The sequence below is a fragment of the Salinicola sp. MIT1003 genome, assembly GCF_001858555.1.
Taxonomy (GTDB): domain Bacteria; phylum Pseudomonadota; class Gammaproteobacteria; order Pseudomonadales; family Halomonadaceae; genus Salinicola; species Salinicola salarius.
Genome location: NZ_MCAP01000010.1, coordinates 19,150 through 44,140 on the forward strand (window position 1 = coordinate 19,150; position 24,991 = coordinate 44,140).

35 protein-coding genes are annotated in these 24,991 nt (G+C 60.7%); 32 read left to right on the forward strand and 3 right to left on the reverse strand.

Annotated elements, in window-relative coordinates:
- Positions 1–25 precede the first annotated feature (25 nt).
- From rplC to rplQ, 27 genes are all read left to right on the forward strand, one after another.
- Positions 26–664, forward strand: a complete 639-nt coding sequence (rplC, locus tag BC443_RS04775; RefSeq protein WP_071230706.1) for a 50S ribosomal protein L3 — start codon at positions 26–28, stop codon at positions 662–664.
- A gap of 14 nt (positions 665–678) precedes the next feature.
- Positions 679–1,284 carry a 50S ribosomal protein L4 gene (gene rplD / locus BC443_RS04780; protein WP_071230707.1) on the forward strand — a complete coding sequence of 202 codons (606 nt, stop codon included), beginning with the start codon at positions 679–681 and terminating at the stop codon, positions 1,282–1,284.
- Positions 1,281–1,577: a 50S ribosomal protein L23 gene (gene rplW, locus BC443_RS04785; RefSeq protein ID WP_071230708.1), complete on the forward strand. Its 297-nt coding sequence runs from the start codon at positions 1,281–1,283 to the stop codon at positions 1,575–1,577. The genes rplD and rplW overlap by 4 nt, the downstream gene beginning before the upstream one ends.
- A 16-nt stretch (positions 1,578–1,593) precedes the next feature.
- Positions 1,594–2,421 carry a 50S ribosomal protein L2 gene (rplB, locus tag BC443_RS04790; RefSeq protein WP_071230709.1) on the forward strand — a complete coding sequence of 276 codons (828 nt, stop codon included), beginning with the start codon at positions 1,594–1,596 and terminating at the stop codon, positions 2,419–2,421.
- 22 nt (positions 2,422–2,443) lie between these two features.
- Positions 2,444–2,719 (forward strand): 30S ribosomal protein S19, encoded by a 276-nt coding sequence (gene rpsS, locus BC443_RS04795; protein WP_071230710.1) that lies wholly within the window; start codon positions 2,444–2,446, stop codon positions 2,717–2,719.
- Between the two features lie 17 nt (positions 2,720–2,736).
- Positions 2,737–3,069, forward strand: coding sequence for a 50S ribosomal protein L22 (gene rplV, locus BC443_RS04800; protein ID WP_035470378.1), 333 nt, complete (start codon positions 2,737–2,739; stop codon positions 3,067–3,069).
- 11 nt (positions 3,070–3,080) lie between these two features.
- Entirely contained in the window at positions 3,081–3,782 is a 702-nt protein-coding gene (rpsC, locus tag BC443_RS04805; protein WP_071230711.1) for a 30S ribosomal protein S3, read from the forward strand.
- 14 nt (positions 3,783–3,796) lie between these two features.
- Positions 3,797–4,210: a 50S ribosomal protein L16 gene (gene rplP / locus BC443_RS04810; protein ID WP_071230712.1), complete on the forward strand. Its 414-nt coding sequence runs from the start codon at positions 3,797–3,799 to the stop codon at positions 4,208–4,210.
- A complete protein-coding gene (gene rpmC / locus BC443_RS04815) occupies positions 4,210–4,404 on the forward strand; it encodes a 50S ribosomal protein L29 (protein ID WP_071230713.1) in 195 nt (64 codons plus the stop codon). Before rplP ends, rpmC begins: the two co-directional genes overlap by 1 nt.
- The gene (gene rpsQ, locus BC443_RS04820; protein WP_071230714.1) at positions 4,404–4,664 is read left to right on the forward strand and encodes a 30S ribosomal protein S17; all 261 of its coding nucleotides are present in this window, start codon (positions 4,404–4,406) and stop codon (positions 4,662–4,664) included. Before rpmC ends, rpsQ begins: the two co-directional genes overlap by 1 nt.
- A gap of 54 nt (positions 4,665–4,718) precedes the next feature.
- Entirely contained in the window at positions 4,719–5,090 is a 372-nt protein-coding gene (rplN, locus tag BC443_RS04825; protein WP_071230715.1) for a 50S ribosomal protein L14, read from the forward strand.
- Positions 5,091–5,104: 14 nt separating this feature from the next.
- Positions 5,105–5,422 (forward strand): 50S ribosomal protein L24, encoded by a 318-nt coding sequence (gene rplX, locus BC443_RS04830; protein ID WP_071230716.1) that lies wholly within the window; start codon positions 5,105–5,107, stop codon positions 5,420–5,422.
- A gap of 18 nt (positions 5,423–5,440) precedes the next feature.
- The gene (gene rplE, locus BC443_RS04835) at positions 5,441–5,980 is read left to right on the forward strand and encodes a 50S ribosomal protein L5 (RefSeq protein ID WP_071230717.1); all 540 of its coding nucleotides are present in this window, start codon (positions 5,441–5,443) and stop codon (positions 5,978–5,980) included.
- A gap of 10 nt (positions 5,981–5,990) precedes the next feature.
- Positions 5,991–6,296, forward strand: a complete 306-nt coding sequence (gene rpsN, locus BC443_RS04840) for a 30S ribosomal protein S14 (protein WP_071230718.1) — start codon at positions 5,991–5,993, stop codon at positions 6,294–6,296.
- 31 nt (positions 6,297–6,327) lie between these two features.
- Positions 6,328–6,720, forward strand: a complete 393-nt coding sequence (gene rpsH, locus BC443_RS04845) for a 30S ribosomal protein S8 (protein WP_071230719.1) — start codon at positions 6,328–6,330, stop codon at positions 6,718–6,720.
- A 9-nt stretch (positions 6,721–6,729) separates the two neighbouring features.
- Positions 6,730–7,260: a 50S ribosomal protein L6 gene (rplF, locus tag BC443_RS04850; RefSeq protein ID WP_071230720.1), complete on the forward strand. Its 531-nt coding sequence runs from the start codon at positions 6,730–6,732 to the stop codon at positions 7,258–7,260.
- Positions 7,261–7,269: 9 nt separating this feature from the next.
- Positions 7,270–7,620: a 50S ribosomal protein L18 gene (gene rplR, locus BC443_RS04855; protein ID WP_071230721.1), complete on the forward strand. Its 351-nt coding sequence runs from the start codon at positions 7,270–7,272 to the stop codon at positions 7,618–7,620.
- Between the two features lie 11 nt (positions 7,621–7,631).
- The gene (gene rpsE / locus BC443_RS04860) at positions 7,632–8,132 is read left to right on the forward strand and encodes a 30S ribosomal protein S5 (RefSeq protein WP_071230722.1); all 501 of its coding nucleotides are present in this window, start codon (positions 7,632–7,634) and stop codon (positions 8,130–8,132) included.
- Positions 8,133–8,138: 6 nt separating this feature from the next.
- Entirely contained in the window at positions 8,139–8,321 is a 183-nt protein-coding gene (rpmD, locus tag BC443_RS04865; protein ID WP_071230723.1) for a 50S ribosomal protein L30, read from the forward strand.
- 3 nt (positions 8,322–8,324) lie between these two features.
- A complete protein-coding gene (rplO, locus tag BC443_RS04870; RefSeq protein ID WP_071230724.1) occupies positions 8,325–8,759 on the forward strand; it encodes a 50S ribosomal protein L15 in 435 nt (144 codons plus the stop codon).
- Positions 8,760–10,094, forward strand: a complete 1,335-nt coding sequence (secY, locus tag BC443_RS04875; protein ID WP_071230725.1) for a preprotein translocase subunit SecY — start codon at positions 8,760–8,762, stop codon at positions 10,092–10,094.
- Positions 10,095–10,124: 30 nt separating this feature from the next.
- Positions 10,125–10,238 carry a 50S ribosomal protein L36 gene (rpmJ, locus tag BC443_RS18115; RefSeq protein ID WP_031384759.1) on the forward strand — a complete coding sequence of 38 codons (114 nt, stop codon included), beginning with the start codon at positions 10,125–10,127 and terminating at the stop codon, positions 10,236–10,238.
- 129 nt (positions 10,239–10,367) lie between these two features.
- Positions 10,368–10,724, forward strand: a complete 357-nt coding sequence (gene rpsM, locus BC443_RS04880; RefSeq protein ID WP_071230726.1) for a 30S ribosomal protein S13 — start codon at positions 10,368–10,370, stop codon at positions 10,722–10,724.
- Positions 10,725–10,760: 36 nt separating this feature from the next.
- A complete protein-coding gene (gene rpsK / locus BC443_RS04885) occupies positions 10,761–11,147 on the forward strand; it encodes a 30S ribosomal protein S11 (RefSeq protein ID WP_009723883.1) in 387 nt (128 codons plus the stop codon).
- Between the two features lie 12 nt (positions 11,148–11,159).
- Complete coding sequence (rpsD, locus tag BC443_RS04890) at positions 11,160–11,780, forward strand: 30S ribosomal protein S4 (RefSeq protein WP_071230727.1); 621 nt, start codon at positions 11,160–11,162, stop codon at positions 11,778–11,780.
- 80 nt (positions 11,781–11,860) lie between these two features.
- Entirely contained in the window at positions 11,861–12,859 is a 999-nt protein-coding gene (gene rpoA, locus BC443_RS04895; RefSeq protein ID WP_071230728.1) for a DNA-directed RNA polymerase subunit alpha, read from the forward strand.
- A gap of 95 nt (positions 12,860–12,954) precedes the next feature.
- The gene (gene rplQ, locus BC443_RS04900; RefSeq protein WP_071230729.1) at positions 12,955–13,341 is read left to right on the forward strand and encodes a 50S ribosomal protein L17; all 387 of its coding nucleotides are present in this window, start codon (positions 12,955–12,957) and stop codon (positions 13,339–13,341) included.
- 162 nt (positions 13,342–13,503) lie between these two features.
- Here rplQ and uvrA read toward each other — a convergent pair whose 3' ends face one another.
- A complete protein-coding gene (gene uvrA / locus BC443_RS04905; RefSeq protein WP_071230730.1) occupies positions 13,504–16,356 on the reverse strand; it encodes an excinuclease ABC subunit UvrA in 2,853 nt (950 codons plus the stop codon).
- Between the two features lie 162 nt (positions 16,357–16,518).
- Between uvrA and BC443_RS04910 the strand changes: the two genes are divergently transcribed.
- From BC443_RS04910 to BC443_RS04920, 3 genes are all read left to right on the forward strand, one after another.
- Positions 16,519–17,901, forward strand: a complete 1,383-nt coding sequence (locus BC443_RS04910) for an MFS transporter (RefSeq protein WP_071230731.1) — start codon at positions 16,519–16,521, stop codon at positions 17,899–17,901.
- Positions 17,902–17,935: 34 nt separating this feature from the next.
- Entirely contained in the window at positions 17,936–18,529 is a 594-nt protein-coding gene (locus tag BC443_RS04915) for a single-stranded DNA-binding protein (RefSeq protein ID WP_071230732.1), read from the forward strand.
- A gap of 304 nt (positions 18,530–18,833) precedes the next feature.
- Entirely contained in the window at positions 18,834–20,921 is a 2,088-nt protein-coding gene (locus tag BC443_RS04920) for an oligopeptide transporter, OPT family (protein WP_071230733.1), read from the forward strand.
- 8 nt (positions 20,922–20,929) lie between these two features.
- Here BC443_RS04920 and BC443_RS04925 read toward each other — a convergent pair whose 3' ends face one another.
- The gene (locus tag BC443_RS04925; RefSeq protein ID WP_071230734.1) at positions 20,930–21,811 is read right to left on the reverse strand and encodes an SMP-30/gluconolactonase/LRE family protein; all 882 of its coding nucleotides are present in this window, start codon (positions 21,809–21,811) and stop codon (positions 20,930–20,932) included.
- Positions 21,812–22,007: 196 nt separating this feature from the next.
- On the opposite strand from BC443_RS04925, the gene BC443_RS04930 reads away from it, so the two are divergent.
- Together BC443_RS04930 and BC443_RS04935 are read left to right on the forward strand one after the other, a co-directional pair.
- Positions 22,008–22,922 carry a sugar nucleotide-binding protein gene (locus BC443_RS04930; protein ID WP_083387222.1) on the forward strand — a complete coding sequence of 305 codons (915 nt, stop codon included), beginning with the start codon at positions 22,008–22,010 and terminating at the stop codon, positions 22,920–22,922.
- Positions 22,919–23,677: a lysophospholipid acyltransferase family protein gene (locus tag BC443_RS04935; protein WP_071230736.1), complete on the forward strand. Its 759-nt coding sequence runs from the start codon at positions 22,919–22,921 to the stop codon at positions 23,675–23,677. The genes BC443_RS04930 and BC443_RS04935 overlap by 4 nt, the downstream gene beginning before the upstream one ends.
- 86 nt (positions 23,678–23,763) lie before the next feature.
- On the opposite strand, the gene fabB is transcribed toward BC443_RS04935, so the two are convergent.
- The gene (gene fabB / locus BC443_RS04940; protein WP_071230737.1) at positions 23,764–24,981 is read right to left on the reverse strand and encodes a beta-ketoacyl-ACP synthase I; all 1,218 of its coding nucleotides are present in this window, start codon (positions 24,979–24,981) and stop codon (positions 23,764–23,766) included.
- Positions 24,982–24,991 lie beyond the last annotated feature (10 nt).

Genomic DNA, 24,991 nt, shown 5'->3' on the forward strand with positions numbered 1-24,991 from the left:
CCCCGTACACTAAAGGAGACTGAACATGACTATCGGTTTGGTCGGTAAGAAGGCGGGCATGACCCGTGTCTTTACCGAAGATGGCGCATCCGTGCCCGTAACCGTTATCGAGGTTGAGCCTAACCGTATCGCTGGCGTCAAGACCGTTGAGTCTGACGGCTACCGCGCGGTGCAGGTTACAACTGGCTCCCGCAAAGCCAAGCACCTCTCCAAGGCGATTGCTGGTCAATACGCCAAGGCAGGTGTCGAGGCAGGCCGTTCCCTGATGGAGTTCCGTCTGACAGAAGACGATGAGACTCCGGAAGTGGGCGGTTCCTTCACCGTATCCCTCTTTGAAGCTGGTCAGAAAGTCGATGTGACCGGTACCTCCAAGGGTAAAGGCTTCCAAGGCGCCGTTAAGCGCTGGAATTTCCGTACCCAGGATAATACCCACGGTAACTCGCTGTCTCACCGTGCGCCGGGTTCCATCGGTCAATGCCAGACTCCGGGTCGCGTTTTCAAGGGCAAGAAAATGGCCGGTCAGCTGGGTAACGAGCGTGTCACTGTCCAGACGCTGGAAGTGGTACGTGTCGATGCCGAGCGCAATCTGCTGTTGATCAAGGGCGCCGTGCCCGGTGCACCCGGCAGTGATGTCGTTGTGCGCAGTGCCGTGAAAGCTCGCTGAGGGGACTGAGACCGATGAATCTGAATCTCGTAGGTGCCGCAGGCACCGTCGAAGTGTCCGAAGAGACCTTTGGCAAAGACTTCAACGAAGCGCTGGTCCACCAGGTCGTTACCGCTTATCTGGCGGCGGGCCGTCAGGGTACCCGCGCTCAGAAGAACCGCTCCGATGTCCGTGGTGGCGGCAAGAAGCCGTGGCGTCAGAAGGGTACTGGTCGTGCACGTGCCGGCACCATTCGTTCGCCGCTGTGGCGTAGTGGTGGCGTAACGTTTGCCGCTCGTCCGCAGGACTACACGCAGAAGGTCAACCGCAAGATGTATCGTGCGGCCATGCGTTCGATCCTGTCCGAGCTGGTTCGCCAGGAACGTCTGGTACTGGTCGAGGAGTTCGTCGTCGAAACCTCCAAGACCAAGCAGCTGGTCGGCAAGCTCAAGGAGCTGGAGCTCGAGAAAGTGCTGATCGTCACCGAAGAAATCGACGAGAAGCTCTATCTGGCAGCGCGCAACATCCCCAACGTCGATGTCGTCGACGCTGCGGCCGCTGATCCGGTCAGTCTGGTCGCCTTCGACAAGGTGCTGATGACCGTCTCCGCTCTGCGTAAATTCGAGGAGAAGCTGGGATGAACCAGGAACGCGTATACAAGGTTCTGCTCGGACCTCACATGACCGAGAAGGCCGCTCTCGCCGCTGAGAACAATCAGTACGTGTTCAAAGTGGCCCAGGACGCGACCAAGCCCGAGATCAAGAAGGCAGTTGAAGCGCTTTTCGGCAAGAAGGTTGCCGGCGTTCAGGTGCTCAACGTCAAGGGCAAGACCAAACGCACTCGCTTCGGTATTGGTCTGCGCAAGGGTTACCGCAAGGCGTACGTGACCCTGGCTGCGGGCGAAACGCTCGAAGACTTCTCTGGCGCCGAGTAAGGCAGGAGTACGGATCATGGCAGTAGTCAAGACAAAACCCACGTCCGCCGGTCGTCGTCACCTCGTCAAGGTCGTCAACGACGAGCTCTACAAGGGCCGCGCCTATGGTGCGCTTGTCGAGAAGCAGTCGAAGTCGGGCGGGCGTAACAACAATGGCCGTATCACCACGCGTCACGTGGGTGGTGGTCATCGTCAGCATTATCGTTTGATCGATTTCAAGCGCATCAAGGATGGCGTCAAGGCCACCGTCGAGCGTATCGAATACGATCCGAACCGTAGCGCCAACATCGCGCTGCTGAAGTACATGGACGGCGAGCGTCGTTACATCATCGCGCCCAAGGCCCTCAAGGTCGGCGACGTGGTGGAGTCCGGTGTCAACGCCGCCATCAAGCGCGGAAACGCGCTGCCGCTGCGCAACATTCCGGTCGGTTCCACGGTGCATTGCATCGAGCTGAAGCCGGGCAAGGGTGCGCAGATTGCCCGTAGTGCCGGTGCCAGCGCTCAGCTGGTTGCACGTGAAGGCAACTACGCGACTCTGCGTCTGCGTTCTGGCGAGATGCGCCGCGTACTGTCCGAGTGCCGCGCTACATTGGGCGAAGTGGGCAACTCCGAGCACAGCCTGCGTCAATTGGGCAAGGCCGGTGCGAAACGTTGGAGAGGGGTGCGCCCGACTGTTCGCGGTGTCGCAATGAACCCGGTGGACCACCCGCACGGTGGCGGTGAAGGCCGCACCAGTGGCGGTCGTCACCCGGTCAGCCCGTGGGGGATTCCCACCAAGGGCCACAAGACCCGCAAGAACAAGCGTACCGACAAGCTCATCGTTCGTCGCCGCAAGTCCAAGTAACAGACATTAAGAGGTAACGGCTGTGCCACGTTCACTGAAGAAAGGTCCTTTTATCGACCTTCATCTGTTGAAGAAGGTCGAAGTCGCAACGGAAAAGAACGATCGCAAACCGATCAAGACCTGGTCGCGTCGTTCGATGATCCTGCCCAACATGGTCGGGCTCACCATTGCGGTACATAACGGTCGCCAGCATGTCCCGGTGCATGTCTCCGAGGAAATGGTCGGCCACAAGTTGGGCGAGTTCGCTGCCACCCGCACCTATCGCGGTCACGCAGCGGACAAGAAAGCCAAACGGTAAGCCAAGAGGAATAAGAGATGGAAGTCGCTGCTAAGTTGCGTGGCGCGAGCTTATCCGCCCAGAAGGCCCGTTTGGTGGCTGACCAGGTGCGCGGTAAGCCGGTCGCCGAAGCGCTCGACGTGCTGACCTTCTCACCGAAGAAGGCCGCCAAGCTGGTCAAGAAGGTGCTGCAGTCCGCGATCGCCAATGCGGAAGAAAACAACGGCATGGACATCGACGAGCTGCGTGTCTCGACCATCTGTGTCGATGAGGGCATGACGCTCAAGCGCATTCAACCGCGCGCCAAAGGCCGTGCGGATCGCATTCTGAAGCGCACCTGCCACATCACCGTCAAGGTAGCCGAGAAGTAGGAGTCGACCAGATGGGTCAGAAAGTCAATCCAGTCGGTATCCGACTGGGCATCGTCAAGGATCACACCTCGGTCTGGTATGCCGAGCGTGGAGCCTATGCCGACAAGCTGAACAGCGATCTGGAAGTGCGTAGCTATCTCGAGGAGCGTCTGAAGAACGCTTCCGTGAGCCGCATTACCATCGAGCGTCCGGCCAACAACGCCCGTATCACCATTCACACTGCCCGTCCGGGTATCGTGATTGGCAAGAAGGGCGAGGACGTCGATCGTCTGCGTCAGGATGTCACCCGCATGATGGGTGTGCCGGTGCATGTCAACATCGAAGAAGTCCGCAAGCCGGAACTCGATGCCGCTCTGGTCGCGCAGAACATCGCCGGTCAGCTCGAGCGTCGCGTGATGTTCCGTCGCGCCATGAAGCGTGCCGTCCAGAACGCCATGCGTCTGGGCGCCGGCGGCATCAAGGTGCAGCTCTCCGGTCGTCTGGGTGGTGCCGAGATCGCACGTACCGAGTGGTATCGCGAAGGCCGCGTGCCGCTTCATACACTGCGTGCCGATATCGATTACGCCACCTATGAAGCCCACACCACCTACGGCGTCATCGGCGTCAAGGTCTGGGTCTTCAAGGGCGAAATCCTCGGGGGCATCGAAGAGGTGCGTGCCAAGCAGAAGCAGCAGGCTCAGGCACCCGCACCGAAGAAGAAAGGTTCCAGGTAAGGGGAGACTGATCGATGTTGCAACCCAAGCGTACAAAGTTCCGCAAGGTGCAGAAAGGTCGTAACCGCGGCCTGGCGCATCGCGGCAGCAAGGTGAGCTTCGGGGACTTCGGTCTCAAAGCTACCGATCGCGGCCGTATCACCGCACGTCAGATCGAGGCGGGTCGTCGTGCCATTACCCGTCACGTCAAGCGTGGTGGCAAGATCTGGATCCGTGTATTCCCGGACAAGCCGATTACCAACAAGCCTCTCGAGGTTCGTATGGGTAAGGGTAAGGGTTCCGTCGAGTACTGGGTCGCTCAGATTCAGCCGGGCAGAGTACTTTACGAAATCGAGGGCGTCTCCGAAGAGCTGGCGCGTGAAGCCTTCTCTCTGGCAGCCCAGAAAATGCCCATCTCCACCACCTTTGTGAAACGGACGGTGATGTGATGAAAGCCAACGAAATGCGTGAAAAGTCAGTCGATGCGCTGCAGGAGCAGCTCTTCGAACTGCTCCGTGAGCAGTTCAATCTGCGCATGCAGAAGGCCACCGGCCAGCTGAGCCAGACGCATCTGCTCAAGCAGGTGCGTCGCGACATCGCTCGCGTCAAGACTGTGCTCAACCAGAAGGCAGGTGACCAATAATGGCTGAAGCAAGCAAAGCACGTACGCTCACCGGCAGGGTGGTGAGCGACAAGATGGAAAAATCGATTGTCGTATTGATCGAGCGCCGCGAGCGCCATCCGATCTACGGCAAGTACATGAAGCGCTCCACCAAGCTGCACGCCCACGACGAGTCGAATCAGGCCAAGGCCGGCGATCTGGTATCCATTCAGGAATGCCGCCCGCTGTCCAAGAAGAAGGCCTGGACGTTGGTCGAGGTGGTCGAGCAGGCCAAGGGCTGAGCCCGACAGGCGCCTTCTGAACCAGTGCAGTCAGATTAGGTTTGGAGAAAACCAATGATTCAGACGCAGACAATGCTGGATGTCGCGGATAACAGCGGCGCGCGCCGGGTGCAGTGCATCAAGGTGCTGGGTGGTTCACACCGCCGTTACGCTCGCGTTGGCGACATCATCAAAGTGACGGTCAAAGAAGCCATCCCGCGGGGCAAGGTCAAGAAAGGCCAGGTCCTCAAGGCGGTGGTCGTGCGTACGCGTAGCGGTGTCCGTCGTAACGACGGTTCGCTGATCCGCTTCGACGGAAATGCGGCAGTTCTGTTGAATAACGCCAACGAACAGCCGATCGGCACCCGTATCTTCGGACCGGTAACTCGTGAACTTCGTAACGAGAAATTCATGAAGATCATTTCCTTGGCGCCCGAAGTGCTGTAAGGAGCGAGGCGGATATGCACAAGATCAAACGTGACGACGAAGTCATCGTCATCGCCGGCAAGGACAAGGGCAAGCGTGGCACGATCAAGCGCGTCCTCGACAACGACCGTTATGTCGTTTCGGGCGTGAACATGATCAAGCGCCATACCAAGCCCAATCCTATGGTTGGCAACCCGGGGGGTATCGTCGAGCGTGAGGCTCCGATCCATGCGTCCAACGTAGCCATCTTCAATGCGGAGACCGGCAAGGCGGATCGCGTCGGCTTCCAGCTACAGGAAGACGGTACCAAGGTACGTATCTACAAGTCGACGCAGAAGCAGATCGACGCCTAACGCGAGTCGGGTAGCAAAATGGCGAACTTGAAAGAACGTTATCAAAACGAGGTCATGGCTCAGCTCAAAGAGCAGTTCAGCTATGCCAACGTTATGCAGGTGCCCCGGATCACCAAGGTGACGCTGAACATGGGCATCGGCGAAGCGACCAGCGATAAAAAGCTGATCGACAACGCCATCGGCGACCTGGAGAAGCTCTCCGGTCAGAAGCCGGTGGTAACCAAGGCGCGCAAGTCCATCGCTGGCTTCAAGGTCCGCGAAGGCTGGCCGATCGGCGTCAAGGTGACGCTGCGCCGCGAAAGGATGTGGGAATTCCTGGACCGCCTGGTCAACATCGCGATTCCTCGCGTGCGTGACTTCCGCGGCCTGAACCCGAAATCCTTCGATGGCCGTGGCAACTACTCCATGGGCGTACGTGAGCAGATCATCTTTCCGGAGATCGAGTATGATAAGATCGACCGGATCCGGGGTCTGGATGTCACCATCACGACCAGCGCCATCACCGACGAAGAAGGTCGTGCGCTTCTCAGCGCGCTGAACTTCCCGTTCAAGCAATAAGGGTGGATTCATGGCAAAGAAAAGCATGATTGAGCGTGAGCTCAAGCGCGCAAAGCTGGTCGACAAATACGCCGCCAAGCGTGCCGCGCTCAAAGCCGTCATTTATGACGTCAACGCTTCTGACGAAGAGCGCTTCGACGCTCAGCTGAAGCTGCAGCAGTTGCCGCGTGACTCCAGTCAGGTCCGTCAGCGCAACCGCTGCCGCATTACCGGTCGTCCGCACGGTTACTACAACAAGTTCGGACTGGCCCGTAACAAGCTGCGCGAAGCTGCCATGCGTGGCGATGTCCCTGGGCTGAAGAAGTCCAGCTGGTAAGCCACGTCGAGGAATTCAGGAGCGCAATGTAATGAGCATGCAAGATACTCTAGCGGATATGTTTACCCGTATTCGCAATGCGCAGATGGCCACCAAGGAGACGGTTACCATGCCGTCTTCCAAGCTCAAGGTTGAAGTGGCCCGCGTACTCAAGCAGGAAGGCTATATTACCGACGTATCGGTCACCGAAGGCGCCAAGCCCGAGCTGACCGTGACCCTCAAGTACTTCGAGGGCAAGCCGGTTATCGAGCACCTCCAGCGTATGTCCAAGCCGTCACTGCGGATCTACAAGGGCAAGAGCGAATTGCCCAAGGTCGCGGACGGTCTGGGTGTGGCGATCGTTACCACCTCTCAAGGTGTCATGACCGATCGTGCCGCACGCCAGGCGGGTGTCGGTGGTGAAGTCATCTGCACCGTATTCTAGGAGTGAGTAATGTCTCGCGTAGCCAAGTATCCGGTTAAACTGCCCAGCGGCGTCGAAGTGAAATTCGACGGCGACCAGCTGTCCGTCAAGGGTAGCCAGGGCACGCTTGAACTGACCGTGCATCCCGACGTGAAGATCACTCAGGAAGACGGCCAGCTGGTTTTCGCCCCGAGCGAAACGGCGAAAACATGGGCCATGGTTGGTACGACTCGTGCCTTGGTCCAGAACATGGTCACCGGCGCTTCCGAGGGTTTCACTCGGTCGCTGGAAATCAATGGCGTCGGCTATCGTGCCCAGGCTAGTGGCAAGACGCTGAACCTAACACTCGGTTTCTCACACCCGATCGACTACACGCTGCCCGAAGGTGTCACGGCGGAAACGCCCAAGAACACCGTGATCGTGCTGAAAAGCGCGGACAAGCAGAAGCTCGGTCAGGTGGCAGCGGAAATTCGCGCGTTCCGTCCGCCGGAGCCCTACAAGGGCAAAGGGGTTCGGTACAGTGACGAACGTGTCCGCCGCAAAGAAGCCAAGAAGAAGTAAGGCAGGGTTATGAACGCGAAGAAAGAATCTCGTCTCCGTCGTGCCCGCCGCGCCCGTGCCAAGATCCGCGATTTGGGTGTGTTTCGCCTGTGCGTCAACCGCACCCCGCGACACATCTATGCGCAGATCATCTCGCCGGACGGCGGCAAGGTCCTGGCCAGCGCTTCCACGCTGGACAAGAGCCTGCGCGAAGGTGCCACGGGCAACGCTGACGCGGCTGCCAAGGTGGGTGCTCTGATTGCCGAGCGCGCCAAGGATGCCGGCATCTCTCAGGTCGCCTTTGACCGCGCTGGGTTCCAGTACCACGGGCGTGTCAAGGCATTGGCTGATGCCGCACGCGAAGGCGGTCTGCAATTCTAAAGGGTTTAACGATGGCGAATAACGAACAGAAGGGCGGAGATCTGCAAGAGAAGTTGGTGCAGGTCAACCGCGTCGCCAAGGTGGTCAAGGGTGGCCGTATCTTCGGCTTCACCGCGCTGACCGTCGTTGGCGATGGCAACGGCCGGGTCGGCTTCGGTCGCGGCAAGGCACGTGAAGTGCCGGTCGCGATCCAGAAAGCCATGGACCAGGCTCGCCGCAACATGGTCAAGGTCAGCCTCAGCGGCAGCACGCTGCAGTACCCGGTACGCGCCCGTCATGGCGCGTCCAAGGTCTTCATGCAGCCGGCTTCCGAAGGTACCGGCATCATCGCCGGTGGCGCCATGCGCTCCGTGCTGGAACTGGCCGGTGTACATGACGTTCTGGCCAAGTGCTACGGTTCCACCAACCCGGTGAACGTGGTTCGCGCCACGATCAAGGGTCTTGAATCCATGCAATCTCCGGAAGACATCGCCGCCAAGCGTGGCCTGTCTGTCGAAGAGCTGGCGGGGTAAACGACCATGGCACAGACGATCAAAATCACTCAGACCCGCAGCACCATCGGTGTCCTGAAGAAGCACAAGGCGACAATGACCGGTCTCGGTCTGCGTCGGATCGGGCATTCGGTCGAGCTGGAAGACACCCCCGCCGTTCGCGGCATGATCAACAAGGTCAACTACCTTGTTCGAATCGAGGGAGAGTAATCCATGAAACTCAATAGCTTAAGCCCGGCTCCGGGCTCCAAGCACGCCGAAAAGCGTGTCGGGCGCGGCATCGGCTCCGGTCTGGGCAAGACCGGTGGTCGTGGTCACAAGGGCTTGAAGTCTCGCTCTGGTGGTTCGGTCAAGCCGGGCTTCGAGGGTGGTCAGATGCCCTTGCAGCGCCGTCTGCCGAAGTTCGGTTTCACCTCGGCCAAGTCGCTGGTGTCCGAAGAAGTCCGCCTGGCCGAGCTGGCCAAGGTCGAGGGCGATGTCGCCGATCTCGCTAGCCTGAAGAAAGCCAACGTACTCAAGAATGCTACCGAGTACGCCAAGGTCGTTCTGTCCGGCGAGCTGAGCAAGGCGGTTACCGTGCGTGGCCTCAAGGTCACCAAAGGTGCGCGTGCTGCGATCGAAGCGGCCGGTGGCAAAGTAGAGGACTAAATGGCTAAGTCAGGAAACATGCCGGCGAACATGGGTAGTGGTCTCAGCGAGCTGTGGGCACGCCTGCGTTTCGTCTTCATCGCGATCGTGGTGTACCGCATCGGTGCCCACATCCCCGTCCCCGGCATCGATCCTGACCAGCTGGCTGCCCTGTTTCGGGAGAACCAGGGCACCATCCTGGGCATGTTCAACATGTTCTCGGGGGGTGCGCTGCAGCGCATGAGTATCTTCGCGCTGGGGATCATGCCGTATATCTCCGCGTCGATCATCATGCAGCTTCTGACCGCGGTATCGCCTCAGCTCGAAGCGCTGAAGAAGGAAGGCGAAGCCGGGCGCCGCAAGATCAACCAGTACACACGCTACGGCACGGTGTTGCTGGCGCTGATCCAGGCGACGGGCATGTCAGTTGGTCTGGTCAGTCAGGGCGTGGCCTATTCGGGCGACATCAGCTTCTACTTCACGGCAGTCGTGACGTTCGTGGCCGGTGCCGTATTCCTGATGTGGCTGGGCGAGCAGATTACCGAAAAGGGAATCGGCAACGGTATTTCGCTGATCATCTTCTCCGGTATCGTAGCGGGTTTGCCGAGCGCGATTGGTCAATCTTTCGAGCTGGCTCGTAACGATGGGGCCTGGAATGTGCTCCCGTTGCTCGCGCTATCGATTCTCGGGATTGCGACAGTCGCCTTCGTGGTATTCATCGAACGCGGCCAGCGTCGCATCACGGTGAACTATCCGCGTCGCCAGGTAGGCAACAAGATGTATGCCGGCCAGAGCAGCTATCTGCCGCTCAAAGTCAACATGGCAGGTGTCATCCCGCCGATCTTCGCCTCCAGCATCCTGCTGTTTCCCGGCTCTATCGGGCAGTGGTTGGGTCAGGGCGACGGATTCGAGTGGCTGCAGGTGGCTTCGCAGCAGCTCGCTCCCGGTGCGCCGCTGTACATCATTCTGTTCGCCGCGGCGGTGCTGTTCTTCTGCTTCTTCTACACGGCGTTGGTGTTCAATCCCAAGGATGTCGCCGACAACCTGAAGAAGTCCGGCGCTTTCCTGCCGGGCATTCGTCCGGGAGAGCAGACGGCTCGCTACGTCGACAAAGTGATGACGCGTCTGACACTGTTCGGGGCGCTCTACATCACACTGGTCTCGTTGATGCCGCAGTTCCTGGTGGTGGCCTGGCAGGTGCCGTTCTACTTCGGGGGTACCTCGCTGCTGATCGTGGTCGTGGTAATCATGGACTTCATGGCCCAGGTTCAGTCTCATCTGATGTCTCACCAGTATGAGTCAGTGATGAAGAAATCGAACCTGAAGGGCTACGGTAGCGGCGGCCTGACGCGCTGAGCCTCCGCGAGAGAGCATTTGGAGAGAACGATGAAAGTTCGAGCTTCTGTAAAGAAAATGTGCCGTAACTGCAAGATCATTCGGCGCAACGGCGCGGTTCGTGTTATCTGCACGGAACCTCGCCACAAGCAGCGTCAGGGTTGATTCTACCCCGAAGCTGCGAGTAAAAGCGGGCCGTGGCATATCCCTTGCCTCGAGAGAGGTTAGGGGGTATGCTATTGCGCCCTTTGTGGACGACTAACGAGCAAGCCGCTCAACATTCGGAGTAAGCTGATGGCCCGTATTGCAGGCGTCAATATCCCGGACAACAAGCATGCGGCGATCTCGCTGACCTACATCTACGGGATTGGCCGCACGCGTGCACAGAGTATCTGTGCTGCTGCCGGCATCGCACCGACCACCAAGGTTCAGGATCTGTCTGGCGAAGAGCTCGACGTTCTGCGTACCGAAGTGGGCAAGTACACCGTAGAAGGCGACCTTCGCCGTGACGTGACGCTGAACATCAAGCGTCTCATGGACTTGGGTTGTTACCGTGGTCTGCGCCATCGTCGTGGTCTACCGCTGCGTGGTCAGCGTACCAAGACCAATGCGCGTACCCGTAAGGGACCGCGTAAACCGATTCGTAAGTAATTAACATTCCGGCGTTTAAGATCAGGATACATCAACATGGCTAACCCGCGTAGTAACCGTAAAAAGGTTAAAAAGCAGGTCGTGGATGCGGTAGCGCATATCCATGCCTCTTTTAACAATACGATCGTGACGATCACAGACCGCCAGGGCAATGCGCTTTCTTGGGCAACTGCCGGTGGTTCGGGTTTTCGTGGTTCTCGCAAGAGCACCCCGTTCGCAGCTCAAGTGGCGAGTGAACGTGCAGCGACTGCTGCAGCCGAGTATGGTGTGAAAAACGTCGACGTGCTGGTCAAGGGCCCAGGTCCTGGCCGTGAGTCTGCCGTGCGCGCGCTCAATGCCGCCGGCTTCCGTGTACAGAGCATTACTGACGCGACGCCGATTCCGCACAACGGATGCCGTCCGCCGAAGAAACGCCGCGTTTAAGGAGACAGACTCATGGCTCGTTATCTTGGACCCAAGTGTAAGTTGTCTCGTCGTGAAGGAACCGACCTCTTTCTCAAGAGCGGTGTCACTCCCTTCGAGAAGAAGTGCAAATCCGAGCAGATCCCGGGTGTGCATGGCCAGCGCCGTCAGCGTCTTTCCGACTACGGCTTGCAGCTTCGCGAGAAGCAGAAAGTGCGTCGTATCTACGGCGTGCTCGAAAAACAGTTCCGCAACTACTACAAGGAAGCCGCTCGCCTGAAAGGTGCGACCGGCGAATCCCTGCTGCAGTTGCTGGAATGCCGACTGGACAACGTGGTCTATCGCATGGGCTTCGGCTCCACGCGTAACGAATCACGTCAGTTGGTCAGCCACAAGGCGATCGCGGTCAATGGCCGTACCGTCAACGTGGCGTCCTATCAGGTGCGTCCCGGCGACGTCGTGTCTGTTCGCGAGAAGGCCAAGAACCAGGCCCGTATCCAGCAGGCCCTGTCCATCGCTGCCAACCGCGGCGACGTGACGTGGATCGACATCGATTCGAAGAAGATGGAAGGCACTTTCAAGGCTGTCCCGGAACGCGGTGACCTGTCTGCCGACATCAACGAAAACCTGATCGTCGAGCTGTACTCCAAGTAAGTCTGAGCTCGGGTCGCGATTGCGGCCCGAGACCAGCATTGGGTACCGATATTCGTTTGGCAGCCTGGGAAGGTGTTCATATGCAGCGTTCAGTGACAGAGTTTCTCCGTCCCCGCGACATCAAGGTCGAAGAGGTCAGTGCACATCACGCAAAGATCGTGCTGGAACCCTTCGAACGTGGTTTCGGCCATACCCTGGGGAATGCGCTGCGTCGCATCCTGCTCTCTTCGATGCCCGGCTGTGCCGTGATCGAAGCCGAAATCGATGGCGTGTTGCATGAATACAGTGCCATCGAAGGTGTTCAGGAAGACGTCATCGAGATTCTTCTGAATCTCAAGGACGTGGCCATCAGGATGCACGGCCGCGACGAAGCCGTCTTGACCCTGAACAAGCAGGGCCCCGGTGTGATGACCGCAGGCGATATCGCCGTCGGTCATGACGTCGAGATCGTCAATCCGGATCACGTGATCGCTCACCTCAACGATGGCAGCGAGCTGAAAATGCAGCTCAAGGTCGTCCGGGGTCGTGGTTACGAACCGGCGGATGCGCGACTCTCTGACGAGGACGAATCCCGTGCCATCGGTCGTCTGCAGCTGGATGCCACTTTCAGCCCCGTACGCCGCGTCTCCTATGCGGTAGAGGCTGCACGTGTCGAACAGCGCACCGACCTCGATAAGCTGGTCATCGATCTCGAAACTGACGGCACTCTGGACCCCGAAGAAGCCATTCGTCGCAGTGCGACCATTCTTCAGGAACAGCTGGCCGCCTTCGTCGACCTCGAAGCTGACAGAGAGCAGGAAACCGAAGAAGAGGAAGATCAGATCGATCCGATTCTTCTGCGTCCCGTGGATGATCTCGAACTCACGGTTCGCAGCGCCAACTGCTTGAAGGCCGAGAATATTTACTACATTGGCGATTTGATTCAGCGCACGGAAGTCGAGCTGCTCAAGACGCCGAACCTTGGCAAGAAGTCCTTGAACGAGATCAAGGACGTGTTGGCTTCGCGCGGTCTTTCACTCGGCATGCGGTTGGAAAACTGGCCGCCGGCGAGTCTGAAAGACGACAAGGCTTCTGCCTGAGGAAGATAGCGCCGAGGCTCAGTCTTCGGTGTCGTCGCCTAGCGTCGAATCCAGTGTGCCGACTCGAATCACCAGTTTGGTAAGGAATAGCAATCATGCGTCATCGTAAGAGTGGTCGTCATCTGAATCGGACCAGCTCGCATCGGCACGCCATGTTCAAGAACATGTGCATCTCGCTGGTCGAGCATGAAGTGATCAAGACTACCCTGCCCAAAGCCAAGGAACTGCGCCGTCATATCGAGCCGCTGATCACCCTGGCCAAGCAGGATAGCGTGGCGAATCGCCGTCTGGCGTTCAGCCGCACCCGCTCCAAGGAAGCCGTTGGCAAGCTCTTCAACGAGCTTGGCCCGCGTTACGTCAATCGCCCGGGCGGTTACGTCCGTGTGCTCAAGTGCGGCTACCGCACTGGCGACAACGCGCCGATGGCTTACATCGAGCTGGTCGATCGTCCGGTCGTCGAAGAAGCCGCTGGCGACGAATAAGTCCCAAGCTTCTTGCACGACAAAAAAACCGGCTGCCCAATCACTTGGGCAGCCGGTTTTCTTTTGGCTGGATTTCAGAGTCTTGGCCAAGGCCCGGTAAAAAGAGGAGAGGAAAACGCTTGAGATGGCGACACCCTGTACCCGGATGCCGCCCATGCAATCTCAAGCGCGTTTGGCCTTGCGTGCCTTGGGCTCGGGCAGTAGCGGCGCCAGAAAATGGCCCGTATGAGAGTGTTCGAGCGCGGCAACCTGTTCCGGTGTTCCTTCGGCGATGATGCGTCCGCCGCCGGAGCCCCCTTCCGGCCCGAGGTCGATGATCCAGTCCGCGGTCTTGATCACGTCCAGGTTATGCTCGATCACTACCACGGTATTGCCATGGTCGCGTAGCCGATGCAGCACGCCGAGTAACTGACGAATGTCTTCGAAATGCAGCCCCGTCGTCGGCTCGTCCAGAATATAGAGCGTCTGGCCGGTATCGCGCTTGGCCAGTTCGCGCGCGAGCTTCACGCGCTGTGCCTCGCCGCCGGAGAGCGTCGTGGCGCTCTGGCCAAGTCGCACGTAGGAGAGGCCCACGTCCATCAGCGTCTGCAGGCGTCTGGCGATCGCCGGCACCGGGCTGAAGAATTCCAGCGCCTCCTCGATGGTCATCTCCAGCACCTCATGGATGCTCTTGCCCTTGTAGTGGATCTCCAGCGTCTCGCGATTGTAGCGCTTGCCCTTGCAGACATCGCAGGGGACATAGATATCCGGCAGGAAGTGCATCTCGACCTTGATCATGCCTTCGCCCTGACACGCCTCGCAGCGGCCGCCCTTGACGTTGAAGCTGAAACGCCCCGGTTTGTAGCCGCGCGCGCGGGCTTCCTGAGTACCCGAGAAGAGCTCTCGAATCGGGGTGAAGATGCCGGTGTACGTGGCGGGGTTGGAGCGCGGCGTACGGCCGATCGGGCTCTGGTCGATGTCGATGATCTTGTCGAGCTGATCGAGACCCTCGATGCTGCGATAGGGCGCTGCCGTCAGCGTCGTGGCGCGATTGAGTTCACGCGCAGCGATCGGCATCAACGTCGAGTTGATCAGGGTGGACTTGCCGGAACCGGAAACGCCGGTCACGCAGACGAACAGGCCCAGCGGCAGCGCCAGATCGACATCCTGGAGATTGTTGCCATTCGCGCCGCGCAGATGAAGCTGCTTGTCCGGATTGACCGGAATGCGATGTGGCGGCACTTCGATACAGCGCTTTCCGGAAAGGTACTGTCCCGTCAGCGATTCCGGCGTTGTCTCGATCTGCTGGGGCGTACCCTGGGCCACAATGGTGCCGCCATGCACGCCGGCCCCCGGCCCGATATCGAGGACATGATCGGCGGCGCGAATCGCGTCTTCGTCATGCTCGACCACGATCACGGTGTTGCCCAGGTCGCGCAGGCGAATCAAGGTGCGCAGGAGGCGGTCGTTGTCGCGCTGATGAAGGCCGATCGAGGGCTCGTCCAGAATATACATCACCCCGACCAGGCCGGCGCCGATCTGGCTGGCCAGGCGGATGCGCTGGGCCTCGCCGCCGGAGAGCGTGTCGGCACTGCGCTCCAGCGTCAGGTAGTCGAGCCCGACATTGACCAGGAACTCCAGACGCGCATGGATTTCATGAACGATCTTGACCGCGATCTCGCCCTTGCGGCCGGGTAGCGTCACCTGGCCGAAGTATTCCCAGGCTTCGCCCACCGGCATTTGGGTCAGCGTCGGCAGATTATGACCGTCGATGAAGACATGGCGCGCCTCCCGCTTGAGGCGGGTGCCATGGCAGGTCGGGCAGGGGCGTACGGCCAGGTATTTGGCGAGGTCGTCGCGCACCATGGAGGATTCGGTCTCGCGATAGCGCCGCTCGAGGTTGGGCAGCACACCCTCGAAAGGGTGTTCGCGGGTGACCTTGCGCCCCCGATCGTTGACATAGCTGAACGCGATCTCGTCTTTGCCGCTGCCGTTGAGCAGCAGGTCGCGTTCGTGACGGGCAAGTTCGTTCCAGGGCGTGTCCAGTGTGAAGCGGTAATGGTCGGCGACGGCCTGCAACTGGCTGAAATAGTAGATGCTACGGCGATCCCAGCCTTTGATCGCGCCTTCGGCCAGCGACAGTTCCGGATGGCTGATCAGCTTGTCTGGGTCGAAAAACTGGCGCACGCCGAGGCCGTCGCAGGTCGGGCAGGCGCCGGCCGGGTTATTGAACGAGAACAGCCGCGGCTCGAGCTCGGAAAGCGAGTAGCCGCAGATCGGGCAGGCGAAGCGTGAAGAGAACGCCAGATCTTCCTGCTCTCCATCCATGAAGTGGATGATCGCGGTGCCATCGGCCAGGTTGAGCGCGGTCTCGAAGGATTCCGCCAGGCGCTGCTGCAGGTCGTCGCGCACCTTGATGCGATCGACGACGACGCTGATGTCGTGCTTGCGCTTCTTGTCGAGCGCCGGTACGTCGTCCAGCTCGACGGTATCGCCGTCGATCACTGCACGCACGAACCCCTGGGCTCGCAGCTCGCTGATCAGCTGCTGATGCTCGCCCTTGCGGCCCTTGACCACCGGCGCCAGCAGCATCAGCCGGGTGCCCTCGGTCAGCGCCAGCACCTGATCGACCATCTGCGACACCGTCTGGGCCTCGAGCTCTTCGTCGTGGTCCGGGCACCGCGGCGTCCCGGCGCGGGCGAACAGCAGGCGCAGGTAGTCGTAGATCTCGGTGATCGTGCCGACAGTGGAGCGGGGATTGTGCGAGGTCGATTTCTGCTCGATGGAAATGGCGGGCGACAGTCCTTCGATATGGTCGACGTCGGGCTTTTCCATCATCGACAGGAACTGGCGGGCGTAGGTTGACAGGGACTCGACGTAGCGTCGTTGCCCCTCGGCGTAAAGCGTGTCGAATGCGAGCGAAGATTTACCCGAACCGGAGAGACCGGTTACCACGATCAACTTGTCGCGCGGCAGTTCGACATCGATGTTCTTCAGGTTGTGGGTCCGTGCGCCCCTGACCAGAATGCTGTCCATGACTACCTCGTGCTGCGACGCGGGAAACGACCATTATAGGTCGCGGATCAAATGACCGGCAAAGCCGGCTGCTTTCACTGGCGGAAGGCGAGCGGTAAAATGTGTCGCTCATTCCGAACCATCCTCGGCCCTGGCCGAGTTCACCCAACGTTGTGACCCCCCATGAATTCTCGTTTTCTCGTCACCGAACGACGTGCCATCGTCGGGCTGGCAAGCCTCTATGCTTCGCGCATGCTGGGCCTGTTCATGGTCCTGCCGGTTCTGGCGCTGTATGCCGATCATCTCGATGGTGCCACTCCTCTGCTGGTCGGCATGGCGCTGGGCGGCTACGGCCTGACCCAGGCCATCCTGCAAATTCCCTTCGGGCTGCTGTCCGATCGTATCGGCCGTAAAGCCGTCATTGGCGGCGGCCTCGTGCTTTTCATCATCGGTAGCGTGGTCGCCGCCAACGCTACCTCCATCACCGGAATCATCATCGGCCGCTGCCTGCAGGGCAGCGGCGCCGTTGCCGGGGCAATCATGGCGCTGCTGGCCGATCAGACCCGTGAAGAGATCCGCACTGCGGCGATGGCGACCATCGGCCTTTCCATCGGCGTGGCATTCGCCGTTGCCATGGTGGCAGGCCCGCTGGTCGCGGATATCGGTGGGCTCGCCGGCGTGTTCTGGTTCACCGCCGCGCTGGCCGCCTGCGGACTGCTGGTCCTGTGGAAACTGGTGCCGAAAGCGCCGAGGCGCATGCCGCACCGCGATGTCGGGATCGACCGGCGTCAGCTGCGTGCGACGCTCGCCCAGGGCGATCTGTTACGACTGGATTTCTCGATTTTTGCGTTGCATCTGATTCTGACTGCCTGCTTCACGGCGCTGCCGTTCCGACTCGAGGCATTGGGATTCGCGCCGGCGGACCATGGCTGGGTCTACCTGCCGGTGATGGCGCTGGCCTTCGTCGGCATGATTCCGCTGGTCATCGTGGCCGAGAAGTATCGCAAGATGAAGCCCATTTTCATCGGTGCCGTCGCGGCGATGACGTTGATCCTGCTAGGCTTCGGTGAACTGGCAAGCGACCGGGTCTCGTTACTTGCCCTACTTTGGGGCTTTTTCGTCGTCTTCAATCTATTGGAGGCGACGCTGCCGTCGATGATCAGCAAATTGGCGCCGGCAGGTGCCAAGGGGACGGCCATGGGCGTCTACTCGACCAGCCAGTTTCTGGGGGCTTTTCTCGGCGGCACACTGGGCGGGGCGCTATCACAGGGCTTTGGCGTTCAGAGCGTGTTTCTGGGAGCGGCTGTCGTGGGGACGATCTGGCTGGCCGTGGTCTGGAAAATGCCGGCGCCACGTCACCTTTCGAGCGAGATCATCGCACTCGACAAGCAATCCATGGACATGCTCGATACACTACTCGACCGCTTTGCCTCGGTGACCGGTGTCGAGGACGTCATGGTCGTACCCGAAGAGCAGGTCGCCTATCTCAAGGTCGACCGCCAGCGTCTGGATGTCGAGATGCTGGCCAGTATCGCAGGTAAACAATGGCAACGAACCGACGCCTGAAGGCGTCGCAACGCAGGAATGCGAGGAGACAACGATGGCCAGAGGTGTAAACAAAGTCATCCTGATCGGCAACCTGGGACAGGATCCGGAAGTCCGCTTTCTGCCTTCGGGGAATCCGGTGTGCAACCTGCGCATCGCCACGACCGATAGCTGGACCGACCGTCAGAGCGGCCAGCGCCAGGAGCGCACGGAATGGCACACCGTGGTGCTGTTCAACAAGCTGGCGGAGATCGCTCAGCAGTACGTGAAGAAAGGGTCGCGTATCTATATCGAAGGCCGCCTGCAGACCCGTAAATGGCAGGGGCAGGACGGTCAGGATCGCTACTCGACCGAAATCGTCGGTAACGACATGCAGATGCTCGATTCCCGCGCCGGTGGGCAGGGCGGCGGTGATTATGCGCCGCAAGGGCAGTATGGCGGCGCGCCGCAGGGCGGCTACGATCAGCAGCCGCAGCAGGGCAACTATGGCGGCAACCCGCAGCCACAGCAGCGTCCGCCGCAGTCAGGACAGCCGCAACAGCGTCCACCGCAGCAGGGGCAGCCAGCGCCACAACCCAACCAGAACCCTAACTACGGCGCCCCCAATCCGGGCAGCTTCGACGATTTCGACGACGAAATCCCGTTCTGACGGACGTTCCAGCCAGATGCGACGGACGATTGCCGGCCGTCATCAACGCCCCGCCAAGCGGGGCGTTTCCGTTTTTGTCGGGGGCCGACGGCGCCCCCGGATTCGCAGGAAGCTCTTCCGGGTTTCGTGGTCGGTCGGCCTCGACGCCAGCCCCGGGGGACCCTAGAATACCGATCGCTATCGATAGTCATCTAACGATTTGCCTGTGTCCTCCATTCCATATCGCGACGGTTCCATGCCGTGATGTCATCCCGCCGCGACAGGCGTGCTGTTTCACGCCGTTCCCTATACCAAGAGTGTCGTCATGCCACAACGCATTCCAGATGAAGCTCGCCTTCCCGAGTTGACGCTGCGAGGCATCATCCTCGGTGCCATCATTACGCTGCTGTTCACTGCATCGAACGTCTACCTCGGCCTGAAGGTCGGGCTGACATTTGCCTCGGCGATTCCTGCTGCGGTGATCTCGATGGCGGTGTTGCGGCGTGTGGCCGGTGCCAACAAGCTCGAGAACAACATGGTCCAGACCCAGGCTTCCGCGGCGGGAACGCTGTCGGCGATCATCTTCGTATTGCCGGGGCTGCTGATGATCGGCTACTGGCAGGGGTTTCCGTTCTGGCAGACCACGGCGATCTGCGCCATTGGCGGCATACTCGGGGTGCTCTACACGATTCCGCTGCGCCGGGTGATGGTGGTGCAGAGTGATCTTCCCTATCCCGAAGGCATCGCCGCCGCCGAGATTCTCGAAGTCGGTAGCCGCGATTCGCGGCATCGGAAGGTGGAGCGTAGCGCGGAAGATGGCGATCACCACGACGTCGCGGACGATGAGGGGCCGGGAGCTCGAGAAATCCTGCTGGGCGGCATCGTTGCGGCAGTGTTTTCGATCGCCAGTGGCGGATTGCGGATATTGGCGGACAGCGTCAGCGTCTGGTTCTCGGCCGGACGTGCGGCATTTCAGCTCTCTACCGGATTTTCGCTGGCGCTGGTCGGTGCAGGCTATCTGGTCGGTATCGTGGGTGGCGTGGCGATACTGATCGGTACGCTGATCGCCTGGGGTGTCGCGGTGCCCTGGCTGACCAGCGTCACCCCGCCGGAAGCCGGTCAGTCGTTGGCCGATGCCGGTATGGCGCTATGGTCGGACAAGGTGCGTTTCATCGGCGCCGGCACCATCGGCATCGCGGCGGTATGGACCCTGGCAACGCTGTTCAAGCCAATGGTGATCGGCATTCGTACTTCGTTCGGGGCGATGCGAGGGGATCATGGTGCCTTCAGCGAACAGCCGCGCACCGAACGTGACCTGCCGGCGGCGATCATCATGTCACTCACCGGCGTGCTATTACTGCTGCTGACCGCGGTATTCGCGATCTTTCTGCATGACGCGGCACCGGAATTGGCCGGCGGTGCGTTCTGGACGCTGACGCTGGGCAGCGTGCTGTTCGCCGGCATGTTCGGCTTTCTGATCGCGGCAGCCTGCGGTTACATGGCGGGTCTGGTGGGCTCTTCGAGCAGTCCGATTTCGGGGATCGGTATCGTGGCGGTGATTCTGGTATCGCTGTTGCTGCTCGGCTTTACCGCTGTCAGCGACGCCTTCGATGCGCTGGATCCCGAGGTCGCGCGAATGCTGCCTACCGCGCTGGCGCTGTTCGTGACCTCCGTCATTCTTGCCGTGGCCGCAATCTCCAACGACAACCTGCAGGATCTCAAGACGGGATATCTGGTCGGTGCCACCCCCTGGCGGCAGCAGGCGGCACTGATCATCGGCTGCCTGGTGGGCGCGGCGGTGATTCCGCCAGTGCTGTCGCTGCTCTATAACGCCTATGGATTCGTGGGGGCGATGCCTCGGGAAGGCATGGATCCGTCCCAGGCGCTGGCAGCGCCGCAGGCATCGCTGATGACCGCCATCGTGCGCGGGGTGTTCTCCCACGATCTGGAGTGGACGATGATCCTCATCGGCCTGGCCATCGGTGTCGTGCTGATCGCCGTCGACGAGTTTCTGCGCAAGCGTGGCGGGATAGCGCGATTGCCGGTACTGGCCGTAGGCATCGGCATCTATCTGCCGCCGAGCGTCAACATGCCGCTGGTGATCGGTGCCGTACTCGCTTGGGCGATAGATCGCCGTCTGCGCGCCCGTGCACTGGCACGCGGCGAAGACATCGAGCACGCCTCGACGCGGCCTCGCCAGCGCGGCGTGTTGCTTGCCTCCGGAATGATCGTCGGCGAGAGCCTGGTGGGCGTGCTGATGGCCGGTATCATTGGGTTGAGTGGAGCACCGGCACCGTTGGCGCTGGTCGGCGACGGCTTCGCCGACACCGCCCGGTGGTTGGGGCTGATCGTGTTCGTTGCCGTGTGTTTCGGTTTCTACCGGCGGGTGCTGGCGAAACCGAGCGTGGCGTGACGGCCGGCTTAGAGTGTCGAATCGTTGGGCATGACCACGGGCGTGGTCGCGATACCGCCGATCTCGACATCGACCTCGAACAGCGCACCGGCCAGTGGTTCGTCGTCGCAGCCGGTGGCTGCCGAAGTGACGAAGAGACGATCCAGCGCATCGCCGCCGAAGATGCAGGAGGTGGGGCGGGAAACCGGGAGCGTGACTTCGCGATCGAGCGAGCCATCGGCGCGGTAGCGGGCAATGCGGCCGCCATCCCATAGGGCGATCCATAACCCGCCTTCGCGATCGCAGGTCATGCCATCCGGATAGCCGGCGCCCTCCGGCAGGCGAATGTGCTCGCGGCGGTTCGACAGCTCGCCGTCGTCGTCGAGATCGAAGGCGAAGACGATCTGGCGCGCACTGTCGTTGTGATAAAGTGTGCGACCGTCGGGGCTGATGGCGGGGCCGTTGGTCACGTGGTATTCGCTGTCCATCTCGACCAGCCCGCGGCTGTCGAGGCGGAACAGGAAGCCGTGAATCTCGGCTTCGGCATTATCCATGGAGCCGAACCACAGCCGGCCGTGGGCATCGCTGTTGGCGTCGTTGAGGCGATCGCCGTCCGGCAGCCATTTGATGGGTGTGAGTCTCTTGCCGATACGAGGGCCATCGGCATCGAGGTCGAGTTCAGCCACACCGGAATGCAAGCCGGCAACGAAGCCGCCGTCCTCGCGGGGGAGCAGCCAGCAGCAGGCTTCTTCGAGATCCCAGCTCTGGCGCTCGCCATTGTCGGGGTGATAGGCATGCAGTCTGGCCTGCCGGATGTCGACGAACAGCAGAGCTTGAAGGCTATCGGACCAGATGGGGCCTTCGCCGAGTTCGGCGCCGACCTCCCAAGCCACAGTGACGTCCTTGTTCATGATGACCCTCCATAGACTAGCGAAGTGTGCCGGTACCGATGTCCGTCAATATCAATGTCTGTCACTATCGATACCCTGATTATCAGTGCTTCCGTTGTCGCGGCTTTCATTATCATAGTGCCGATACCGACAATGGAAATATGATTCTCCCAATGAGTAAGGATTCCAAAGCGATGATACGTGTCGAGGTGCCATCGTGAAGTGTCTGGTGTTGCAAGCAGAGCACTGTTTGAGTCTGGCGCTGCGCGATGTGGCTGTGCAGCGTAGCGATATCGAATATTGGCCGGCACCGGAGCTGGTGGATGCCGATGTGCTGGCCACGATCGGTCCGGATGCCGTGATCGTGCCGCCGCTGGCGGATCCTGGTCGCTGCGAACCGGCGGTGGTCTATGCCCACGCCAGTCAGGTCGAAGCGCTGCTCGAAGCGTGCCAGGCTCGCCGGATTCCGCTGATCTGGTGCGTCTCGGACACGCTCTACGAGGATGGGGCGGAAGGCCCGATCGACGAGGACGTTCTGCCACGACCGCGGGATGAGGCATTGCGCCGACTGATCTCGGTCGGCGAACACGTGCGCCGCCATCCCCAGCATCTGATCCTGCGCCTGGGGCCGCTGTTCGGGCTCGAAGGCGAAGGCGCCTGGTTGAGCGAACTGATCGAATCGCTGATGCGCGGCGAGTCGGTTCGCGCGGCCCAGGATCTGGTGCTCTGTCCGACATCGGTGACAGCCGCCGCGCGCGCGCTGACGGGCGTGCTGCTGCAGCTCGATAGCGGTGCCGGCGCCTGGGGCACCTATCATCTCTGCGGTACGGAACCCGTCAGCGTGTTCACTTTCTGCTCTGTGGTCCGGACACAGCTGGCGACACGCCTCGAAGGCGTCGGGGCCTCGCCGGCGCCGGGTGAGTTGCTGGCGCTCAACCAACACCACGACACCCCGCTGCGACGCGTGCTCAACTGTCGTCGGCTGCTCGATGTCTTCGGTATTCATCAGAAGTCTTGGCGGCTGGAGCTGGGGCTGATGCTGGATGCCTGGTGCCAGCAGCACTATCCCGATCGTGATGAGGCCGATAACGGCAGCCGAGACAGTCGCAAAAGGGAAACGTCCCGCGCATGAAAGTCTTTCGTAGTGTGATCTTCTATATCGGTTATTTCCTGGCGATCCTCGTATCCGGCTTGCTGATGTTGCCCATCGGTTTCGCCCTGCCGACCCGCTCGCGGTTCCGCCTGTTCAATTGGCATAACCGGTTCATCATCAAGTGGCTCTCCTTGACTTGCGGCATTCGCTACCACATTCGAGGCCGTGAGCGGGTTCCCGAGGGGCCCTGCGTGGTCCTGGCCAATCACCAGAGCGAATGGGAAACGGTTTATCTGCAGCTGCTCAAGACACCGATCTGCACCGTGCTCAAGAAGGAGCTGCTCGAGATTCCGCTATTCGGCTGGGGCGTGCGTCTGCTGCGGCCAATCCCGCTGGATCGCTCGAAGCCGTCGGCCGCCATGCGCCAGGTACTTTCTCATGGCAAGCAGCGTCTGGAAGAAGGGCTGTCGGTACTGATCTTTCCCGAAGGGACGCGCGTACCGCCGGGACAGCGACGTCGCTTCAACAAGAGCGGTGCGGTGATCGCGTGTCGTACCGGCGTTCCGGTGCTGCCCGTCGCTCACAATGCCGGCGAGCGCTGGGGTCGCCATTGGGTCAAGCAGCCTGGCGTGCTCAATGTGGTCGTGGGCGAGCCGATCGGGACTGTCGGCCGCAGCCCCGAAGAGGTGATGACGGAGCTGGAAGCCTGGATCGAGCGCACCCTCGACGAGATATCCGAAGTGCCGCGTCCACCGCTGCCGGAGAAAGCTCCGCCAGCGGAGCTGCCGTCCTGACCCGATTCGCTGGGATGGATGGAAAACGAGCCAAAAAAAGGCGCCCCGCGGGACGCCTTTTGCATTGGCAACGATGACGCCAGCGATCAGCTTTCGAAGCGATCCAGTACCAGGCAGGCATTGGTGCCACCGAAGCCGAAGCTGTTGGACAGCACGCGCTTGACGTCGACATCATCGCGACGCTGGCGAACGATATCGAAACCGTTGGCCTGTTCGTCGAGCGTGTCGATATTGGCCGACGCGCAGATGAACCGGTTCTGCATCATCAGCAGCGCGTAGATCGCTTCCTGCACGCCGGTCGCGCCCAGCGAGTGACCCGTCAGCGACTTGGTCGAGCTCATTGCCGGCGTGGTGTCGCCGAATACCTCACGGATGGCCTTGAGCTCGGCCACATCGCCTACCGGCGTCGAGGTGCCGTGGGTATTGATGTAGTCGACCTTGCCTTCCAGTCCTGCGAGCGCCTGGCGCATGCAGCGTGCCGCGCCTTCGCCGGAAGGGGCGACCATGTCGTGGCCGTCGGACGTCGCGCCGTAGCCCGTGATCTCGGCGTAGATCTTGGCGCCGCGAGCCTTGGCGTGTTCGAGCTCTTCGATCACCAGCATGCCGCCACCGCCAGCGATGATGAAGCCGTCACGATCCACGTCGTAGGGGCGCGAGGCCTTTTCCGGCGTGTCGTTGTAATGGGTGGTCAGCGCACCCATGGCGTCGAACAGGCAGGACAGCGTCCAGTGCTCTTCCTCGCCGCCGCCGGCGAAGACCACGTCCTGCTTGCCCATCTGGATCTGTTCCACGGCACTGCCGATGCAGTGGGCCGAGGTGGCACAGGCAGAGGAGATCGAGTAGTTGACGCCCTTGATCTTGAACGGCGTCGACAGACAAGCCGAAACCGTGCTGCCCATGGTGCGCGTCACGCGGTAGGGGCCGACACGGCGCAGACCTTTTTCCCGCATCACATCGGCGGCTTCGACCTGGTTGGCGCTGGACGCGCCGCCGGAACCCGCGATCAGGCCGGTGCGCGGGCTGGAGATGTCGCTGGCCTCGAGCCCGGCATCGTCGATCGCCTGCTGCATGGCGATATAGGCGTAGGCGGCTGCATCGCCCATGAAGCGCAATTGCTTGCGATCGACCAGAGATTCGATGTCGATATCGACGACGCCGGCAACCTGGCTGCGAAAGCCAAGTTCGGCATATTCCGGCTTGAAGCGAATGCCGGAGCGCCCCTGACGCAGAGAGTCGAGTACCTGTTGGGCGTCGTTGCCCAGGCAGGAAACGATGCCCAGGCCGGTGACTACCACTCGTTTCATGGAAGCCTCC

Excerpts from the sequence above, each read along its gene's own strand:
- BC443_RS04920 (WP_071230733.1), top strand. The coding sequence starts at position 18,834 with ATGCCACAACGCATTCCAGATGAAGCTCGCCTTCCCGAGTTGACGCTG.
- BC443_RS04935 (WP_071230736.1), top strand. The coding sequence starts at position 22,919 with ATGAAAGTCTTTCGTAGTGTGATCTTCTATATCGGTTATTTCCTGGCG.
- fabB (WP_071230737.1), bottom strand. The coding sequence starts at position 24,981 with ATGAAACGAGTGGTAGTCACCGGCCTGGGCATCGTTTCCTGCCTGGGC.
- rplN (WP_071230715.1), top strand. The coding sequence starts at position 4,719 with ATGATTCAGACGCAGACAATGCTGGATGTCGCGGATAACAGCGGCGCG.
- rpsD (WP_071230727.1), top strand. The coding sequence starts at position 11,160 with ATGGCTCGTTATCTTGGACCCAAGTGTAAGTTGTCTCGTCGTGAAGGA.
- BC443_RS04910 (WP_071230731.1), top strand. The coding sequence starts at position 16,519 with ATGAATTCTCGTTTTCTCGTCACCGAACGACGTGCCATCGTCGGGCTG.
- rplC (WP_071230706.1), top strand. The coding sequence starts at position 26 with ATGACTATCGGTTTGGTCGGTAAGAAGGCGGGCATGACCCGTGTCTTT.
- rpmC (WP_071230713.1), top strand. The coding sequence starts at position 4,210 with ATGAAAGCCAACGAAATGCGTGAAAAGTCAGTCGATGCGCTGCAGGAG.
- rplQ (WP_071230729.1), top strand. The coding sequence starts at position 12,955 with ATGCGTCATCGTAAGAGTGGTCGTCATCTGAATCGGACCAGCTCGCAT.
- BC443_RS04915 (WP_071230732.1), top strand. The coding sequence starts at position 17,936 with ATGGCCAGAGGTGTAAACAAAGTCATCCTGATCGGCAACCTGGGACAG.
- rpsK (WP_009723883.1), top strand. The coding sequence starts at position 10,761 with ATGGCTAACCCGCGTAGTAACCGTAAAAAGGTTAAAAAGCAGGTCGTG.
- rpoA (WP_071230728.1), top strand. The coding sequence starts at position 11,861 with ATGCAGCGTTCAGTGACAGAGTTTCTCCGTCCCCGCGACATCAAGGTC.
- rplO (WP_071230724.1), top strand. The coding sequence starts at position 8,325 with ATGAAACTCAATAGCTTAAGCCCGGCTCCGGGCTCCAAGCACGCCGAA.
- rpsM (WP_071230726.1), top strand. The coding sequence starts at position 10,368 with ATGGCCCGTATTGCAGGCGTCAATATCCCGGACAACAAGCATGCGGCG.
- rplR (WP_071230721.1), top strand. The coding sequence starts at position 7,270 with ATGAACGCGAAGAAAGAATCTCGTCTCCGTCGTGCCCGCCGCGCCCGT.
- BC443_RS04925 (WP_071230734.1), bottom strand. The coding sequence starts at position 21,811 with ATGAACAAGGACGTCACTGTGGCTTGGGAGGTCGGCGCCGAACTCGGC.
- rplP (WP_071230712.1), top strand. The coding sequence starts at position 3,797 with ATGTTGCAACCCAAGCGTACAAAGTTCCGCAAGGTGCAGAAAGGTCGT.
- rpmJ (WP_031384759.1), top strand. The coding sequence starts at position 10,125 with ATGAAAGTTCGAGCTTCTGTAAAGAAAATGTGCCGTAACTGCAAGATC.
- rplX (WP_071230716.1), top strand. The coding sequence starts at position 5,105 with ATGCACAAGATCAAACGTGACGACGAAGTCATCGTCATCGCCGGCAAG.
- rpsH (WP_071230719.1), top strand. The coding sequence starts at position 6,328 with ATGAGCATGCAAGATACTCTAGCGGATATGTTTACCCGTATTCGCAAT.
- rplV (WP_035470378.1), top strand. The coding sequence starts at position 2,737 with ATGGAAGTCGCTGCTAAGTTGCGTGGCGCGAGCTTATCCGCCCAGAAG.
- rpsC (WP_071230711.1), top strand. The coding sequence starts at position 3,081 with ATGGGTCAGAAAGTCAATCCAGTCGGTATCCGACTGGGCATCGTCAAG.
- rplF (WP_071230720.1), top strand. The coding sequence starts at position 6,730 with ATGTCTCGCGTAGCCAAGTATCCGGTTAAACTGCCCAGCGGCGTCGAA.
- rpsQ (WP_071230714.1), top strand. The coding sequence starts at position 4,404 with ATGGCTGAAGCAAGCAAAGCACGTACGCTCACCGGCAGGGTGGTGAGC.
- uvrA (WP_071230730.1), bottom strand. The coding sequence starts at position 16,356 with ATGGACAGCATTCTGGTCAGGGGCGCACGGACCCACAACCTGAAGAAC.
- rplB (WP_071230709.1), top strand. The coding sequence starts at position 1,594 with ATGGCAGTAGTCAAGACAAAACCCACGTCCGCCGGTCGTCGTCACCTC.
- rplE (WP_071230717.1), top strand. The coding sequence starts at position 5,441 with ATGGCGAACTTGAAAGAACGTTATCAAAACGAGGTCATGGCTCAGCTC.
- rpsE (WP_071230722.1), top strand. The coding sequence starts at position 7,632 with ATGGCGAATAACGAACAGAAGGGCGGAGATCTGCAAGAGAAGTTGGTG.
- rpmD (WP_071230723.1), top strand. The coding sequence starts at position 8,139 with ATGGCACAGACGATCAAAATCACTCAGACCCGCAGCACCATCGGTGTC.
- secY (WP_071230725.1), top strand. The coding sequence starts at position 8,760 with ATGGCTAAGTCAGGAAACATGCCGGCGAACATGGGTAGTGGTCTCAGC.
- rplD (WP_071230707.1), top strand. The coding sequence starts at position 679 with ATGAATCTGAATCTCGTAGGTGCCGCAGGCACCGTCGAAGTGTCCGAA.
- rpsN (WP_071230718.1), top strand. The coding sequence starts at position 5,991 with ATGGCAAAGAAAAGCATGATTGAGCGTGAGCTCAAGCGCGCAAAGCTG.
- rplW (WP_071230708.1), top strand. The coding sequence starts at position 1,281 with ATGAACCAGGAACGCGTATACAAGGTTCTGCTCGGACCTCACATGACC.